Annotated in this window: 4 protein-coding genes; all 4 read right to left on the reverse strand. The window is 69.2% G+C overall.

What is annotated here, in order from left to right; translation table 11 throughout:
* Window positions 1–17: 17 nt before the first annotated feature.
* From I6A60_RS00275 to I6A60_RS00290, 4 genes are read right to left on the reverse strand one after another with little or no spacing between them, the layout of a single operon-like run.
* Window positions 18–2261, reverse strand: a complete 2244-nt coding sequence (locus tag I6A60_RS00275) for a UvrD-helicase domain-containing protein (RefSeq protein ID WP_203012952.1) — start codon at window positions 2259–2261, stop codon at window positions 18–20.
* Window positions 2261–8956: a DEAD/DEAH box helicase gene (locus I6A60_RS43080; protein ID WP_203012966.1), complete on the reverse strand. Its 6696-nt coding sequence runs from the start codon at window positions 8954–8956 to the stop codon at window positions 2261–2263. Before I6A60_RS43080 ends, I6A60_RS00275 begins: the two co-directional genes overlap by 1 nt.
* Entirely contained in the window at window positions 8953–14448 is a 5496-nt protein-coding gene (locus I6A60_RS00285; protein WP_203012969.1) for an Eco57I restriction-modification methylase domain-containing protein, read from the reverse strand. The genes I6A60_RS43080 and I6A60_RS00285 overlap by 4 nt, the downstream gene beginning before the upstream one ends.
* Complete coding sequence (locus I6A60_RS00290; RefSeq protein ID WP_307838627.1) at window positions 14445–17558, reverse strand: DEAD/DEAH box helicase; 3114 nt, start codon at window positions 17556–17558, stop codon at window positions 14445–14447. Before I6A60_RS00290 ends, I6A60_RS00285 begins: the two co-directional genes overlap by 4 nt.
* Window positions 17559–17584 lie beyond the last annotated feature (26 nt).

The raw sequence follows: 17584 nt of genomic DNA on the forward strand, positions 1-17584 counted from the left end.
GGCTCTGTTCGCCGACATCAGGTGCCCTCTGGTCGGGAAGGCAAGAGGGGGCTAGGCGTCACGCTCCAGCTGATGACAAGAGTGTCGCGGGCTCGCGTGGTGGCGACGAAGAGCAGCGAGCGGGCTTTACGAACTTCCTGGGCGTAGCGGGGCGGGTCTTCGGCCTTGTAGCGGTCAATGGCGGCCCGGGGGATGACACCGGCGGACACGGCGGTGATCGCGAGCTTCTGGTACTCGAGGCCTTTGAAGCGATGCATGGTCCCGACGTGGATGTCGCCGTCGCCCTGGGGGCCGTCCTTCGTGAGCTCGGCGCAGGCGAGTCCCGCGCCTGTGAGGTGGTGGATGGCATCGGCGACGCGCTCGCGGTCGGCGACACAGACGGCGATGCGGCCGGTGGGGTCGAGGGTGAGTGCCTTGAGCTCGGCCCGCCATGCGGAGACGGTTTCGACGAGGCCGCCGAGTTCCTTGTCCCAGGAGCTGTACCCCCGGACGTCGGGCACGCGGCCCCGGAGGATGGCGCGATAGCCAGCGAGAGTGTCCGTGCCGTCGTCGAGGTCGTCGTAGGTGGTGTGGGCGGGGTCGACAACCTGCTGGGCCCAGCCGAGGATCTCGCGGGTGCTGCGGTAGCTGAGGGTGAGGCGGGTCGACCGGCCGCGGATGTTGATGCCGAGTGGACCCAGCGTGACGTAGTGGTCGTAGATCCGCTGGTGGGTGTCGCCAGCTAGGAACAGGTCGTTGGGGCCCGCCGGGTTGGCCATGGCCCGCAGCATCTTCCAATGCGCGGCCCGGAGGTCCTGCGCCTCGTCGACGACGATGTGCCGGTAGCGCCACGTCAGGTTGCGCCGCCCTGAGCTGTCGTCGTCCGCGGGCGTGGTGCCGCGCTCGGCGACGCGGCGGGCCCGGTCGGTCTCGTAGCGGGCCGCGCGCTCCGCAGCCTGCCCCCAGGTCTCCATGCCGAGCTTGTCGAGGCGGGCGGTGAACTGCTCGACGAGCTTCCAGACCTGGTTGCGTTCGACTCGGGTGAGGGCCGTCCCGCGGCCAGCGCGGCGGACCGCGAAGTAGTCGGCACGGGTGGTGACGGACTGGCCGAGGATGACCTGGTCCCATTCGTCGAACAGGAACGGTGCTTCCCAGCGGATCTCGCTGACCTCGGCGAGAAGCTGGCGGAGCTCGCTGGCGGCGACCTGGTCGCTGACGCGCTTTTTGCGATGTTGAGTGGATGTGTTCTCGCCGAGGACGCGGGCGGCGAGCTGGTCGATGTGCGTGACATCGACGCGGGCGAGCAACGCCGGCTCGATCAACGACGCGAGGCGCATGCGCAGGTCAGCGGCCAGGTTCGCCGTGTAGGTCGTGAGGAGGATTGGCTTGTCGATACCCGGCGGGAGCTTCTCTACCAGGTGTTTGACGCGGTGGAGCGCGACGATGGTCTTACCGGTACCCGGCCCGCCGGAGACACGTGCGGGTCCGCGGTAGTTCGCGTAGGCGACGCGACGCTGGGTGGGATGCAGGAAGACCTTCCAGGCACGGAAGTCGCCCTCCTCGATGGCCTGTTGAAGGGTCTCGTCCACCGCGGTGACCTGGGTGCGCCGTAGAGCGGCGGGCAGGTCGGTGCGGTCGGGTTCCTCGTTGAGGCGGACCTGAGCGGTGATCTCGGCGCGGACCTCGTCAACTGTCATACCTGCGGCCAGCGCGTAAAGGATGTCCTTCGACAGCGGCGGGGCGCCGGTGAGCAGCAGATCCAGCTCGGCGTCGGTGGTGACACGGAGCGCTAGGTCGACCAGCGCCTCGGCGACGCCGAGGCTGAGTAGAAGCTCGGCGTCGTAGTCAGCGAGCCGGGGCTTCGTGGGTTCCGGGAGCACCGGAGGCGCGACCCGGCCACGGGCCGCGCTGGCGAGGTCCGCGCGACGGACGCTGCTGTCTCCCAGAACGGTGAGATCGACGCATTCGATCTCACCGGTGATCCGGTTGATGTCGACCTTTAGCCCGTCGTAGACGTCCTTGCGATCTCGAACCGCGATGACCAGCCAGTTCTGAGTGCCGTCCCCGTCGACGCCGGCGCGCAGCAGTAGCGCGCGATGGTCGGGGCCGACCTTCGCCCGGTAGACGTGCGTATGACCCTTGAGCGGCTTGAGGTCCAGGCCGGGGTGGTCAGGGTTGGCGCGGAAGTGGTGGCAGAAGTTGAAGTAGTCCGCCTTCGCCTTCTGGCTGAGCTTGTAGAGCTCCTCTTCGGCCTTGCGGTACATGCTGACTCGGGCGGTCATCAGGCGCCTTCCGGGTCCGGGAGGAGCAGCGTGCGCAGGTCCTCGAGGTGCTCAAGCCATCCGACGGCGGTGTTCACCGTCCAGCCGGCGGCAAGGTACGCGGCGACGCGTCGTTCACCCTCGTCGTCGCCAGGCTCATGGGGTACGACGACTGCTGCCCTGGCCGGTTCGTCCCAGCCGAACTCGGCGAGCCAGCGGTGGGCGCCCAGCTCGTAGCCGAAGACGGGAGCCGGCGCGCCGACGCCGACGAGGGCCTCGGCGAGGCGGAGCAGATCGGGGTTGTCGGCTGGATCGTCGCGCAGTATCTCCAGGATGTCGGTCCAGCCGGGATCTGCCAGCGCGTCGGCGCCGTGCGAGGGCGTGCCCGCTGGGACAGGCTGCTCCGGGACCGCGACGGGTGACGGCAAGTCCGGCGCGGGGACTCCGGGCAGCGAGTCGAGCTCACCCATGCCGTCACAGGCCCGGAGGACCTCGACGGGGAAGTCGGCTGCCTCGCTGGCGGCGAGCTGAACGCCGTCGCCCTCGCCGAAGGCGAGGAACTGGGTCAGGTTCGTCCAGTACAGCCAGGCCCGCCAGCGCAGCCGGTGGGCAGGATCGTCGAGCGCGGCGTCACGATCGTCGAGTATGGCGAGAACGGTCCAACGCGGTGCCTCCGGCTCCGACATGTCGAGGATGACGACGAGCGGCAACCCGGCGTCGTCCCGTGCCCGGAAGACGACCAGATGTCCGGGTGATCCATCGGGCACCACGGCGGATGGTCTGCCGTCGCCGGCGAGCGCACGCAGCTCACCGCGAACCGCACGGGCGACGTCCTTCGCCTGGTCCGTGGTGACGACTTGTTCGATGCCCGACGATCGGAGGAGGCCCATGGCCATCGCGCCGGCCGGACCGAGCCAGCGGGTGGGAGCAGGCGCTCGCAGGTAGGCGATCAGGCTCGCGATCGGATTGGCGAAGACGGTTGGTCCGAGCTGGGCCCGCTGCCCACCGAGCCGTTCATACCCCTCCCGCGCCGCCTCCTCAGCCTGCCCGCCATAGGGGGGCCACACGGGCACCGCCTCCCGGCTGCCGCCGAAGAGGTCCAGGTCGTCCCAGGTGATCTGGAAGACGACGTCGCGGCGGGCACGGAGCCGGGCCCGCTTGGCGGCGTCGTGGGCGATCCGGTTGTGGGCGTGGGTGGCGTGGAACCGGAACCCTTCGAGGTAGACGTGGACCTTCTGTCGCGGCCCGTCGACCCGGGTGAACGTGAAGTCTGGCCGGGTGCCGTCGGCTGGGTCCTGGGCGGTGAGCCGCCAGTGGACGACTTCGTTGCCGGCGGTGAACCGGAGATGGCCGCTGGCGTGGCCCTCCTCGTCGAGCGCGACATCGTCGGTGATCCGCGCCCAGGTCCTTAGCGTCGCGAGGAAGCGGGCCTCCAGGTCGGACTCGACCTGCTGGTCGAGTCCAACCGTGCCGGTGTCCTCAATGGCGGTGACGTCCCAGCCGTCGCCGCCGCCCGCGTCGAACAGCAGAGGCTCCAGCATCGCCAGCGCCGCCCGACGAGAGACCACGTCCTGTCGCGATTCCGGCGCGTACAGGTGCAGACAGCGGTGGCAGGCTCGACGCTGCTCCTCGGCGCACGGGCAGTCGAGCAGCTTGTCGTAGGCGGCGCGCAGGGTGTCGCGCATGGCGTCCGGCGCGGTGAGGCGGTCGAGGTAGCCAGTCCCGCCAGGTAGCGAGTCGAACAGGACGAGGAACCAGCGTCGCTCACCGGTCGCCCGGTCGGGCATGGACGCGATCGTCGTGGCGAGGTGCTGTGGATCGCCGCCGAAGTGCAGGTCCACGCCCATCCGCAACGCGGCCCGCAGTGACTCGACCCGTTCGTCGACGTCGGCGCTGGCCACCGGCAGAAGCACCCGCAGGGCCTCGGTGCGCAGCTGGTGGGCGAGCAGCACCGGCTCCTGGGTGACGCCCGCGTCGCGCTTACCGCGACGCAGTGGGCACCACGGCCGGTGATGCCGCAGAGCCGGGTCGCGCGTCGCCGACTCGGACAACGCGTCTGACGGTGGGTTGAACACGGGCTGGCCGTCGGCGGTCGCCGCGCCGCAGCCGGTGCACACGAAGAACGGAGCGAGGCGCAGCCGGTGGCCCGCGAACTGGTCGCGCGCCTGGGCGTCGAAGCGCATCGGGCCGACGTTGACCCGGCGGATCATCGCGGTGCGGCAGTAGTCGACGCCGAAGGTCTGATGGGTGTGCCGCCACGATCCGGGTTCGATCCGGTCGGCGGGGAAGTCGACGGCGTCGACCTCGGTGTAGAAACGCCGCTCGCGCTCGTCGTGGTCGTCGCTGATCCGGGCGTCCTCCTGCTTGTCCCGAGAGGTGACGGTCACCGGCTCGACGACCTGGAACAGGCACGAGCCGTCGTCAGCGATCTGGACCGAACTGCACCTGGGGCACGGGGAACGGTCCTCGGTGGCGTTGTCGGTGCGGACGTAGCCGCATTCGGGGCAGAACCGCCACCGCAGCCAGTCCCGGCGCCCATCGGTGGCAATCTCCAGACCGGTGACCTGATGGCGGTAGCCGTTGACGTAGAAGCTGTTGCCCGGTGCCAGCTCCGAGAGCGCGAGCCGCCGCGGCCGTTCGTACTCGACCAGGTCGGACGTGAACCGGATCTTGCCGGTGATGGGATCGACGCTCTCCGGGCCGTAGATCGCCGCTGACAGTGTGGTCACCGCGTCGATCAGCGCGTAGTTCGGCAACAGCCCCAGATCGCAGAGTGCGGTCGAGGCCGGGGTCTGACCGAGGTCGAGCAGCCGGCGTCCGACGGCGCGGTGCTCGGCATCCAGCTCGGCCTTCAGCACAGCCTGTTCTTCGTTGCTGTCGTGCAGCTCGTCGCGGGCCTCGCCGATCGCGCGCAGCCGGTTGCGCAGCGCCTCCTCCTTGCCGCGCCACTCCCGCTCGGCCGCTTCGACGGCTCCGGCGAGGCCGCCGGTCGCATAGCCGCGCAGCTCGCCCTGGGCCTGCTCGCTGATACCGGTGGGGAACAGACCGAGGAAGCGCTCGACGAGCGCGGCTCCGTCATGGAGCGCGGCTGTTACCAGGTCGACCAGATAGCCCGAGGGGCCGAAGAGCTTGGGCGCCCGCGTCGGCAGCGGGCGCAGCGGCACCTCGTCCGGCCGTGGCAGCCGGCCCGCGGCGGCCAGGTCCAGCAGGTGCGCCAGGTACTGGCGGCGCAGGATCTCCACCGCGGACAGGTAGCAGCCCGGCGGAACGATCGTCCCAGCGATCATGTCCTTCGGCTGGTCCATGAAGTAGAGGTCCCGCCGCCGCCGGTCCAGGATCGTCAGCAGGAACGCGTTGCCCGTCCGGCGCCCGGCCCGGCCGACCTGCTGGGCGTAGTTGGCCGGCCGGCGAGGCAGCGCCGCCAAAACCACCGCCGACAGATCCCCGACGTCGATGCCCAGCTCCAGCGTCGGTGTACACGACAGCACGTTCGGAGCCTTGAACCCCTCCCCGTCGCGGAAGGCCTTCTCGACCCGCTCCCGCTGCGGCCGGGTCAGCATCCCCGTGTGCTCGGCGGTGATCACGTGGTACGGGCCGGCGGTCCGGTACAAGCGCCGGTAGTAGTCCTGGGTGTAGTCACGGTCGCGGTGATGACGGCCGAGCCCGGCCGGCTGGTCACCGGCAACGAGCCGGCCGTCGCGGCACCGGTAGGACGGGCACGGCTGGCCACGCCACTGGTCGAGCAGCGACGGGTGCACCGTCTGCTCCCAGAAGCACACGGGGCAGCGGACGAAGGCGACCCGTACCTTGTCATCCGTCAGGAGCTCCGCTTCGATGGCTCCCGGTAGCAGACCGTAGACGCGAGCCGAGCTGTCGAGCGGCGTGTGCACCGCGAGCAGACCGGCCCGCACGAGCGCGGGCAGCGCCTCGCTCCAGAACTCGTCGGCTTGGTCGCGGGTCACCTCCAGACAGCGCTGCGCCCACCGCTCGTACCAGGACAGCCGGCCGGTGGCGACATCGAACTCGGTGCGGTTCTTCGGCTTTGCGAGTAGGAACTTCGGCGCGGCAATTCCGCGCGGAAACGCGCGCATGCCCAGTGGCCTTCCGCCCCAGACCTGGTAGCGGTTGGTTCCCGCCTCATCGAGGTAGCCGCCCAGCCACTGGTGCGCCACCGCGCCCCGGGTGCGCAGACGTTCCAGGAACACTCGCAGCAACGCCAGGTAACGTGCGTCGTCCTGCTCCTGGACCTGCATCTCCGTGCGACCGAGCCCACGATGGATCTCGCGGGCCATCGCGGCCGCGCCTGCGGGATCCCGCATGAGGACGTGCGCCGCGGCAGTGCGAGTCAGCTCCAGGGTGCGGCCATTCCGCGAGCGGAAACCGAACTCCATCAGCGTGTCGAAGGCGAGGCGCTGCCCGATCAGATCCCAGGTCGCCCGGTCACCACCCTTGCCGGACAGCAGCCGCTCCACCGGGCGCAGCCCATGCAGATCCGGCGGCACCACGGCGGACAGCGTCTTGTCCTCAGCCGGTGCCTCGTCGACCGCCGTGATCACATCGGCGATCAGGTCGTTGAGCGCGGTCGGCGCGTCCGTTGACAGCCGGCTGACCAGCAGCGCGCGCAGCGAGAACGTGAAGGACCGAGTCGCGACGAACCCGGCTCGGTGGGCTGCGTCCTGGACCGAGTCGTTGAACATCAACGTCTTGTCCTCGTGCAGCGAGCGGTCCAGCTCACCGGACGTGAAGAGCTGCGTGATCGACGCGGCGGCGAGCGCCGCCGGACCGGTGCCCAGGAAACGAATCGCGTTGCGTTCGCCGCACGCCGGGCACCAATCCTGCTCCGCGGCCGTGTTCGCCGACGGGCCGAGCTGCACGAGGACGAACGCGCTGTCTGGCGCTAGCCGAGGCGTCCGCTTCTCAGGGTCGAAGTCCCGGTCGAGAACGGGTATCCGCAGCCGCTGCGTCATCGTGTCCAGGACCTGCACCTCTCCGCCCACGGACAGCAGCGTCGACCCACCGGTGCGGGCGCCGGGCCGGCCGAGCCGTGCGCCGGCCAACGCCTCCTCGTCGGTCGCCGCGATCAGAGCGCGGACCCGCAGCTTGTCCGGGCCGACTGACGCCCGACGGATCTTGAAGGTGTCGAACTCGACGACGGCGTCATCGCTCTCCGGCGAGAACACCGCCCAGCCCGACCGGCCGCATGCCCGGCAATAGACCGCCGGCAGGAACACGTTCGCCGCCTGGACCGCCGTCGTCGTCGCGGCCGGCAGCACGCGGCCCCCATCGTCGGGGACAGCGGCCATCGTGCCGGCCACATCCCACCGGAACTCTGCCCGCGGCCACGGCAGTACACCGCGCAGCAGCTGCGACACGGCGCGGGCCCACTGGTGCACCTCGACGTGCACGAAGGGCCGCGGCGTCCGCTCGCCGCGCGAAGCCGGATCACGGGCCCAGGACAGCAGGGCGACGAACCGGGCCAGCGCCTCGGCCGCCTTCTCCGGCCGGCGAGTGACCGCCTCCGACCAGTTCGCGGCGCCGTGCCGCCACATCAGGTCCAGGATCTCCGGACCGGTCCGCACCTCGTCCCCGAGTGCCAGCAGCACCGCCCTGGTGAGCACATGGTGACGCAGCCGCTCCGCCAGCGCGAACGGGTCCAGGTTCTCCTCGTCGGTCACGGCCGCGGCCAGCCGGGCCAAGCCGTCGTCCGTCGTCGACGGATTCGGTAGCGCGAGCAGTTCCTCTGGTGTGGGGAGCGATTGATGGATCAGATCACCGGACGGGATGAAGTCGTCTACCGACTGCCGGCTCTCCCCGATCACCGCGTCCGCCGTGACGGCGGTGCCGAACACCTGGCTCGCCACGTCGAGCAGATCGCGCAGGCCGGACTCGCCAGCGGACGCCAGCGTCGCCGACGTCGCCACCGGGCAGATCGCTCCCAACGGCCGGCCGGGCTCCGCGGCGCCCACCGCCGAGGCGAGCCGGCGCAGGAGCATCGCGACGTCCGTGCCTTGCGCCCCGTCGTAGGTGTGGAACTCGTCGACGACGACGTAGCGGATGTCCGCGCCCGCCCACAGCGCCACGTCCTCGCCGCGGTGCAGGAGCTGGTCCAGCATCTTGTAGTTCGTGATCAGAATGTCCGGCGGCGACAGGCGCATGTCCGACCGGCTCGTCAGCACCCGGTCGTAGGTCACGGCGGCCTTATCACCGATGTAGAGGCCCGCCCAGACCTGGTTCAGATCCCTGGTATGGATCGTGAGAAGCTCGTTGATCCGGTTCGCCTGGTCCGTCGCCAGCGCGTTCATCGGGTACAGGAGCACGGCCTTCACACCGGCCCTGCCAACGGCCCGTTCGCGGCGGCAGTGGTCCAGCACGGGGTACAGGAACGACTCCGTCTTGCCCGAGCCGGTGCCCGTCGTGACCAGCGTCGGCTCCGGCACGTGGCCCTGCGCCGAGGTCAGCCGGGCGAACGCCGCTGCCTGATGCGCATAGGGGAAGAAGCGCTCCGGGCGCCATTCGAGGTGCTGCTCCCAGCCTGGTTCGGCCAGGGCGAACGGAGTCCGGACCCGCAGGAACGGGCCTCGGAACATTCCGGAGGTCTCGTCGCCCAGAAAACGGTGCAGGGCCTCCCTCGCGCCCTCGTCAGCGAGCGCATAGGTGGTTGTCAGGTACTGCAGCAGGCTCTCCTTGAGCCCCTGCGCCTCCAATGTCGGCTTCATCGCTTCGGCACCTCGCGGGTCACCGGATCCCACTCGCCGCGCGTGACCGCGTCATCGAGCCGCTGCTGGAACACCGCGTGTGCCGCGCGCATCTCCTGCTCGCGGTTGGCCTGGTAGAAGGGGCCGGTGTAGCCCTTTGGCACTTTCCTGGGATCCTTCGGCGGTTCCGTAGGATCCTGGAATTCGCGGTAGGCCGCGAACTGCGCCCAGCTCTCCTTGGTCTGCCGCTGGCCGTATGTCCGTGCGTTACCCGCGATCTTCCACCCGTCCGCGTCGAACCACGTCACCGAGTCGTACTTCTGCAGCACCGGGAACCGCCCCCGGTAGGCCGCGATGAGCGCGTCCGCACTCATCCCGATCCACACCGCGACCAGCGCGTCGATCTCGACCAGCGCCGCCCGGCGAGCGTATTCGGAGCGCAGCGGCGTGCTCCACCGCCAATTGGGCGTCACATCGTTGAGATCCGCCAGATCGGGCCAGCGTAGCGCCCAATTCTCGATCTGAGGCCAGGCCGGGTCGAACAGCTCCGCCCAGAGATCGGCGTAGGCGCTCGTCAGGCAGTTCAGACGCAGGGTCCGCAGCAGCAGCGCGGATGCCAGCGGGTAATGACGGTTCGGGGCCGGCATGGATTTCGCGCTGTTGACCTGTACGTGGCCAAGCCCCGTCGCACGAAGGAAGTAGTCCACGGGAAGGGACGACCAAAATCCGCCGAGCAGCACAGTATGCCGTGGTTCTGGCAGGGCAGTGCTGTGCACACCGTGAACATGCGACGCACCCGGTGGGATGAGCGCACCGTAGAGGGCCCGCTCCGTGTCAGGTGCGATTTGGGCCCGCCATGCGAGGCGGTAAAAGTGGGTGTACGGACGCCGGGCCTCGTCCGCCAGCCTGGCCTCGACGGCGAGGTCGAAATCAGGGCCAATCAGATCGGTCGTCGACGATACGTCGTACCTCAGCCTGGCAACGGTCTCAGGGTCTTCCCGGAGGCGGTCGAGGACCGCGTGATCGACCCATTGGTCCCGGTCACGGGCGGCATCGAATGCGGCACGGTTGTCTTCAACCGGTACATACGGCGTGTCAGGTACGAAATCAGGAGGCAGTTCCACCAGGTTGTAGCCGTACGGATCGTTCGGGTTCGCGTCGTGGCGCTTGAAGACGGGCGTCGCGGTGGCGATCTGCACTCCCTTGAGAATCACTTCGCCCCAGTCCGCTGGCTGATACTCGCCCCCGGAACTCGACGACCGATCGTAGTCGATCAAGCCGGCCTCCTTCGCGCCGGCCTCGTCGAAGCCGCGAGCGATCGGGGCGTCGAACGCGCCGAGCCGGAGCGGGTAGGCAGCGAGAGCCGCGATCGCGTCAGCCTCACCGGTGCTCACGGGAGACAGCAGACGTGCCTGCTGGTGAGGCTGCGCCTTGTCGTCCAGGAGGCGCTGCCAGATCCGGAGTGTTTCTGGGGTGATCTCGACCACGCGAGATCTGTGTGGTCGCTCGTCGTACTCGGCATTCCGATACCGGACGCCTGGTACCTCGCCCGACCCATCGTGACTCTTCGACGAGCGAAGTGCGTCCGGGGAGACCAGCCAGGAGAGATTGTCAAAGTAAATCTCCCTCGGCGATCCATAGATGTGAACGCCAAAGTGAGATGAATGTCCGATGGGTGGAGGGAAGAAGCGTCCAGCATTTACGAAGTCGCCGTGGACGCGCAGCCTAGAATACGCCTCCTCGCGGATTTTCCCTTCGTTGTCGCCGGTGAAATGGGTATCAGGGTGAAGCATGCCGATCGTTCCGGCCAGGCTGCTATGAATCCACGTCTGCCACATGAAGGCGCGGTATAGGTCTGGCTGCGTGCCAGCGATCAACGGGTAGACCTGCGGCGAGCTGAGGTAGGCGACCTGGGCGCTGACCTTCGTCAGTTCGGTGAGGAATCTCTGGGACGCCTCGGCGTGGCTCAGCAGCTCCTCGCGACGCTCGGCCCGATCTTTCGCAGTCGGCTTCTCCTCGGTCTCGAACCAGGGGTCGGACTCCGCCAGGACGGCGTTCTCCTTCCACTGTGGCCGGACCCAGGGTGGGTTGCCGACCTGGAGGTCGAAGCCGCCGGACTGGGTGAAGACGTGGGCGAACTCCAGCTCCCAGTGCAGGAAGCCTTCGCGGGTGGCGATGTCCTCGACGGTGTGGAGCCAGGGGAAACGTTCCTCGGGGTCGCCGAGGCCCATGCCCATGAGGGCGGGGAGGGTCTCCTCGTAGACCTTGAGCTGGTCGAGGGTGGTGAGGTCCTTGAACAGGGTGTCGTCGGGGATGTCGGCGCTGCCGAGCATCGCCTCCAGGAAATCCAGCCAGTTGTTCAGGCTCAGGAGTGGCACGGCAGTGCGCGGCGCCGCGGCGGTTGCCCTGCGGCCCTTCGAGGAGTCCTTCTCCTTAGGGCTTTTCGCCGGTGGCCCGACCTCTCGGACCTGTACCGCGGGCCGATCAGGCACCCCTGGCACGGCGGCGGCGTTCGGCTGTTCGGGGATGAGCACCTCTGCGGGCGGGTCGTAGCCGATCGGCTGCGCCGCCTCCTCCAATGCTCCCTCGTCCGGATCAGATCCGAGCAGCGCGGCCAGGAGGTCGAGCTGGGACGCAACGGCGCTCGTCGGCGGCCCGGTGGGCACCTCGCCGAGACTTGCGGAGCTGACCTCGCTTCCGGGGCCGTACTCCGGGGTGGCACCGGTCAGGAGGTCGACCTTGTCGAGCGGCCAGTACCAGAGGGCGCACCAGGCGTCCATGACCTTCTTCAGCCGCCAGTAGGGCGTGTCGGCGGCCAGGAAAAGGTCTTCGAGAACCTGTTCCTTGGGAACGGCGTGCTGGGGGCGGCGCAGGAAGCCGAACTCCTCGTCGTCGGGCGCGGCCCCCCAGACGTCGATGCGGCGGGCGATGGCCTCTTCGGAGATCTCCATCCGCCTGATGACCAGCGACCACAGGAACTCGACCCGGCGGGCCGCGTCGCGCAGCCGGTTGGCCTCGGATGACCTGCCCCCGGTGGCCTTCGGGCGTTGCAGGATGCCCTTCTTCCACGTGCCGAGTCGCGTGAGCTGCTCTTCAGCGAGCGGCCGGGCTTCCTTGGCTTCCTTGCCGCCGGTGATGGCGGCCCAACCAGGGTTGGGGAGTAGGAACTGGTGCACGGCGCCCGCCGGAAGCGCCTGTCGCTGGCCGTCGGCCTGGAACGGCAGCGGTGTCGGCGCGAGCCCGCCCTTGGCCTTCAGCCAGGCTTTCGCTGGCGAGGTGACGTCGGCGGCCGAGTACACGGCGCGCCGGGCGCCGATGAGGGAGTTGCCGCGGCGCAGGTGCAGGCCGAACCAGGGTGCGCGCATGCCGCGGTGCATCGTGTTCAGCCAGAGCGAGACCTCGGCCAGCTCGATGCCGGCGGGGTTGAGGTCGACGCCGTAGGCGTTGTGCAGCGCGATGTACGCCTTGACGCGCTGCTTCTCGGTGACCAGCTGGCGGGTCGGGATCGTCTCGCCGCGCTCCTCCTGCCGGCGCTTGAGGTACTCGTCGGCCAGCTGGTTGATGGCCTCGTTGAGGAACGCGCCGGAGCCGAGCGCTGGCTCGCAGACCCTCCATCGAAGCAGCTCAGCGGCCCGGGTCCTGATCGTGCCGCCGTCGGCGTCGAGCTGCTGGTCGAGGCGGTGCTTGAGGGCCAGCTCGACGGTGACCTTGGTCAGTGCCTCAGGGGTGTAGTAGGAGGCGGTCGTCTCGCGATCCCGCCCGGAGAGGCGGTAGGCGAACGAACCGGTCTCGTGGACGACGGGACCACGCTTGCCGTCGAGCTGGTCGGCCTCGTCGTACTTCACCAGCGCGGACTCCGGGTACTTGTCCTGCAGCCGGGCCGGGATCAGCCAGGTGCCCTGCTCGCCCTTGCCGCTCTTGCGTACCTCGTTGAGCGGCTCACCGGCGATGGTGCCGGTGTAGGACATCAGCCCTTCGTAGACCGCCCCGAGCTGGTTGATGCCCAGGTTCCGGTAGGAGATGAACCCACCCCGGCGCCCGGCGCGTGGCGCGCCCCGGCCGGTGGCGGCCTCCTTCATGGTGAGCAGCCGCAGGACCCGGTGCAGGGCGTCATTCCGGGGACGCAGGTCGAGCCGCCGCCCGCTGCCGTCGTCGAAGCGCGGGTCGGGAACGTCGTCGCGGATCAGGCGGATCGCGGCCGGGTCGAACAGCTCGCTGCGCAGTCCCTCGAAGCGCAGTCCCTTGTCCACGCCACTGCGGGTCACCGCCGGCACCCGACGCCGGGCGGCGGCCTTGGTGCCTGGCTGTGCGGGGTGGCCGTCGTTGACGGCGTCGAACAGCACCCGCAGCGACTGGTAGAGATAGAAGCCCTCGGCCGCGTCCGTGTCGATGAGTTTGCGGTCGCCGGCGACAAGCTCGCGCAGGTGGGCCATCGAGTAGCCCGCCTCGTAGGTCGTGTCGTCGGCCGGGACGATGCCCAGCTCGGGACGGGCCTCGGCGAAGAGCAGGAAGATGATCCGGTAGAGATACCGCAGGCACTCGCGGGTGAGCTCCCGGGCGAATGGCGTCCTCGGGTCTTCGAGCTCCGCCGGCGTGATGGCGTTCGACGGCTCGGCCATGCGGAGGAGAACCTCGTTGGCGAGGATCTCCACGGACTTCTTCAGACCGTGGCGCAGGTCCTTGTCGACGCCGGCGGCGCTCGTGCCCGACTTGCGGAGGATGTCATCGAGCACGGTCGCGGTGTCGTTGTCGCCTGGGCGCAGCGTCTCGTGACAGAACAACGCGGCCAACGTGGCCAGCTCGCCCTGCTGAGCGCGGTCATTGCGTTCCAGCGCGACGTCGAGGATCGCGGCCAGGTAGCGGCCTTCGTACCAGGTGCGCCTGTCGGCGAGGATGACTACGCCGCCGTGCAGGAGCAGCACGAACCGAGGGGTCGGCCCGCCCTGGCCACCCAGCTCGCCCTGGAACAGCCAGCCGGCCAGCGCGGTGCCGGTGTCGTAGTGTTCGGCGCCGCTTGCGCGCAGCGGAGCGAGCAGCCGGCTGCCTGGTCCGTCAGGATCGAGCGCGGCGTCCAGTGTGGGCGCCCAGCCACAGTCGACCGCGACGATGCCATCGCCGTGGAACGCGACCTGCACGGTGTGGTCGCGGCCCGCGCGATGCACGGTCAGCTCGGTGGGTTCCGGGCGAAAGCCGAGGGCCTCCAGCAGCGCGTGGTGCCAGACGGTCAGCCGCTTCTCCCATTGGGGATCGTCGACAACGTCCTGGACCCGCCCGGCCGTGCCTGCGGTGGCCGCCGCGGCGGAAAGGTACTCGCGGACGTCATCGCTGAAGTAGTCGCCGCGCAGCGCCCGCAGCCGTTGACGCGGGGTCGACCGGCGGTCGTACTCGTCGGTCTCCCGGCGGGACCAGCCAGCGAAGACGTTCTTGCGCAGATACTCGCCGAGCTCCTCGGCCACGTAGAACGCGGACAGGTACTCGCCCCGGTTCACCAGCGAGTCGTAGGCCGCGCTCACCGGGCACTCCCGTCTGCCATGGCACCGGCGCGAGGTTCCAGGACAGCCAGCACGCGCAGCAGCGGCTCGCTGGCCGTCTCCAGCGAGTCCGTCAGTTTCCGCAGCCGCTGTGTCGTCTTGTCGATCCGCTGCCTCGTCTTGGAGTCACCGGTCTGTGCGGAGACGAACAGCTCCAGCTGGCGCGACCGCCAGGAGTCGACCTGCTGGCGGTAGGGCGCCAGCGTGGCCGCGATCTGCTCGTCGTAGTTGGCTCGCGCAGCGCGCAGGTGGCGATCCGCTTCGTCCACGGCTGGCGCGACGAGGCTCGTCAGCCCGGCGAGGTCCAGCGGCGTGGCGCGGCCCGGCATCCACGGTCCGACGCCGTAGCTCCTCAGCAGGGACTGGGTGAGCCGTTCCGTGCGGGGCTTGCCGGGCAGCCCGCTTACTGCCATCCACTCGACGACGGTCGGCCGGCCGAGCGCGTTGGAGTAGATGCCCTGGATCAGGAAGACCGGTTCGGCGACGTCGGCGGCGAGGACCGGGGCCTGATTGCGACCCACCTCGACAAGTACCTTGTCGGTCACCCAGTCCAGGATCGGGTGAATGTCCGTCAGATAGCCCACCGTCGGCCATTGGCTCGTCGAGCTCTCCCGCGCCGCCTTCAGCCGCTCCTCGGCGAGCCGGTTCGAGAACGTGACCCTCACCCGGCCGGGTTCCTCGCCGACGGGCAGAATCCGCTGCTCGTCCAGGTAGGAACGCGGCAGCGCCCGCAGCCGGTGGACCAGCTCCGGCGTCGGCTCGAACGCGACCGTGCCGTCCGCCTCATGGCGCAGCTTGAGCGCCACCTCCGGGTTCGGCTGGCAGATCAGGTCGAGTGCCGCCTCGAAATAGTCCTCGGTCGTGGGGAACACGGTCAGCACCTCGGCACGAGGAACCTCAGCGTGAGCTGGCGCGGCGCCGACCTGGCCCAGCAGTCCGGCAAGGAACCCGGCCGCGCTCTGCCGCGACTGTGCGATCGACTCCTGCACCGTGCGGCCAGCGACCAGGTCGCGGATCAGCCGGTTCGCCTCCTCGTCTGCCTTGAAGAGTCCGGTGACCGCGTCGGCGGAGCCGTCGATGCGGTGTGCCTCCTCTTCCCGCTCCAGCAACCGGGCTCCGACGAGCCGGTCGTCCAGCGTGCGTGAATTGCCCGCACTGTCAGGACGCCAGGGCTTGTCACTGGTGAGGAGCAAGGCGGTGATCTCTGGGCGCTCGCGCTGGCCATAACGGTCGATGCGGCCGTTGCGTTGCTCGATCCGGATCAGCGACCAGGGCAGGTCATAGTGGATCAGCTCGTGGCACTGCTGGTGCAGGTTCACGCCCTCGGAGGCGACGTCGCCGGTGAACAGCAGCCGCACCGGGTCATCGCGCAGACCGAACTTCTCGATCAGCTCCCGCTGTTCGTCCTCGCTGTTCACGTCGCCGTGCATCACCTGGACGGCGCCGGCGAACGCCTTCCAGGGCTGCTTCTTTCGGTCCTCCTCATCGGCGATCTCGTCGCGAGTGAAACCGAGCAACGGTGGGACCGTGTCGGCCAGCCAGTTCAGCGTCGGGACGCTCTCGGAGAACACCACGACCCGCACGCCGGAACCGGGGCCGACCTTCAGTTCCTGTAGTCGCGCTACCAGGCCCGCCCGTTTCGCCGAGTCATCGTCGCCGATCCCTTCAGCTGCCTCCTTCAGCCGTAGCAGCGCTTCGCGCTCCGCGGCGCGCGCCGCGAGGCGGGCAGTAGACGGCGCTGGGGTGTCGGCGGAGGCCTGCTTGGAAAGCAAGCCCGACCGCTTCGGCCGTGCCGGTCCCTCGTCCAACGTCTTCAACCGGTTCTCGATCGTCGACAGCAGCGCCTTGTGCGAAGAAAGGAACACCTTCAACAGCTGGTAGGCATCAAGCTTCGTCTGTGCGGCGGTCGGCGCCCGCTCGTCGAGGGGCAGCCAGTGCGCCCGGAGCTCGTCGAGCACGGCCTCCTCCGCGGCCGTCGCCGGCAGCGGACGGCTGACCGGCGGAAGCCGGTCAGCCCAGGCGTCACGCAGCCCGTCGCGCACCTCCGTCGACGTTTTCGTCCGCCGGATGTACAGGTGCTTGAGCTCGTCGGGCTCGTACTTTCTCGGGTCCGCGATCGCGGCTTCGTCGAGCAGGCCGATCAGCTCGGCGAACGAGCGAGCGTCGCCGTTGTGAGGTGTCGCCGACGCCAGAACCAGAGCGTCGGTGTTCCGTGCCAGCAGCCGGGCCAGCTCGTTGCGCTGCGCGCCCCGGTTGATCAGGTTGTGCGACTCGTCGATCACCACCGCGTCCCAGTCCGTACCCTCCAGGTGCGGCGCGTAGATCGGGTCCTTCAACGTGTCCACCGAGACGATCACACGCTTGAAGTAGGCGAACGGGTTGCGGCCGGCTGGGATCTCCTGCTGCACCCGGGTGATGCCCGTCGAGTCCAGTCGCACGAGCGGCAGGCCAAACCGGGTCCACAGCTCTCGTTGGAACTGCTCGAGCACCTGCCGCGGTGTCGCGACCAGGATGCGCTCGCCGCGACCTCGGCGAATCAGCTCGGCCAGGAGAATTCCGATCTCCAGCGTCTTGCCGAGGCCAACCGCGTCGGCGATCAGGAGCCGCGGCTGCGGGTTGCGCATGGACAATGCCAGCTCGGCGGGCCGCCACTGGTGCTTCTGCTCGTCCATCAGGAAGCGGTCGGCCAGAGCCAGGCCGTGCTCGGTCTGCGGCAGGAACGTCTTGCGGATCACCGCCTCCAGGAACAGCCTGGCCCTGAGATGGTTCGCTGAGCCGTCCGCCACCAGCGTCGTCTCGCGTGGGTCCAGCACCCTGATCTCGTCAAGAGACTCGTAGAACACCGCGTCCGTGCCGCGCACGAACGACGAGACGCCGGTGACCTCGACCATCCAGCCGTCCCGCGTCGTCCGTGTCACCTTCCGCACGAGCCACAGCTCGTCTCGGATCAGCACCTGGCTACCGGGCGGGAATCCCGGCGTCGTGTCGTCGTCCTCGCCTGCGACCGGTTCCGCGCCAGCGGCTGATTCGGGATTCAGACCCTCCCCGAGGACCCACAACTCGCCAGGCGCGATCCCCCCTGATGCGCTCACACCCATCCCCGTCTCTCTCCCCACAA

This window comes from Frankia sp. AgB1.9 (assembly GCF_016786355.1).
Lineage (GTDB): Bacteria > Actinomycetota > Actinomycetes > Frankiales > Frankiaceae > Pseudofrankia.

What these genes read in the sequence shown, in the direction of transcription:
- I6A60_RS00275 (WP_203012952.1), bottom strand. Translation starts at nt 2,261, where the DNA reads ATGACCGCCCGAGTCAGCATGTACCGCAAGGCCGAAGAGGAGCTCTAC.
- I6A60_RS43080 (WP_203012966.1), bottom strand. Translation starts at nt 8,956, where the DNA reads ATGAAGCCGACATTGGAGGCGCAGGGGCTCAAGGAGAGCCTGCTGCAG.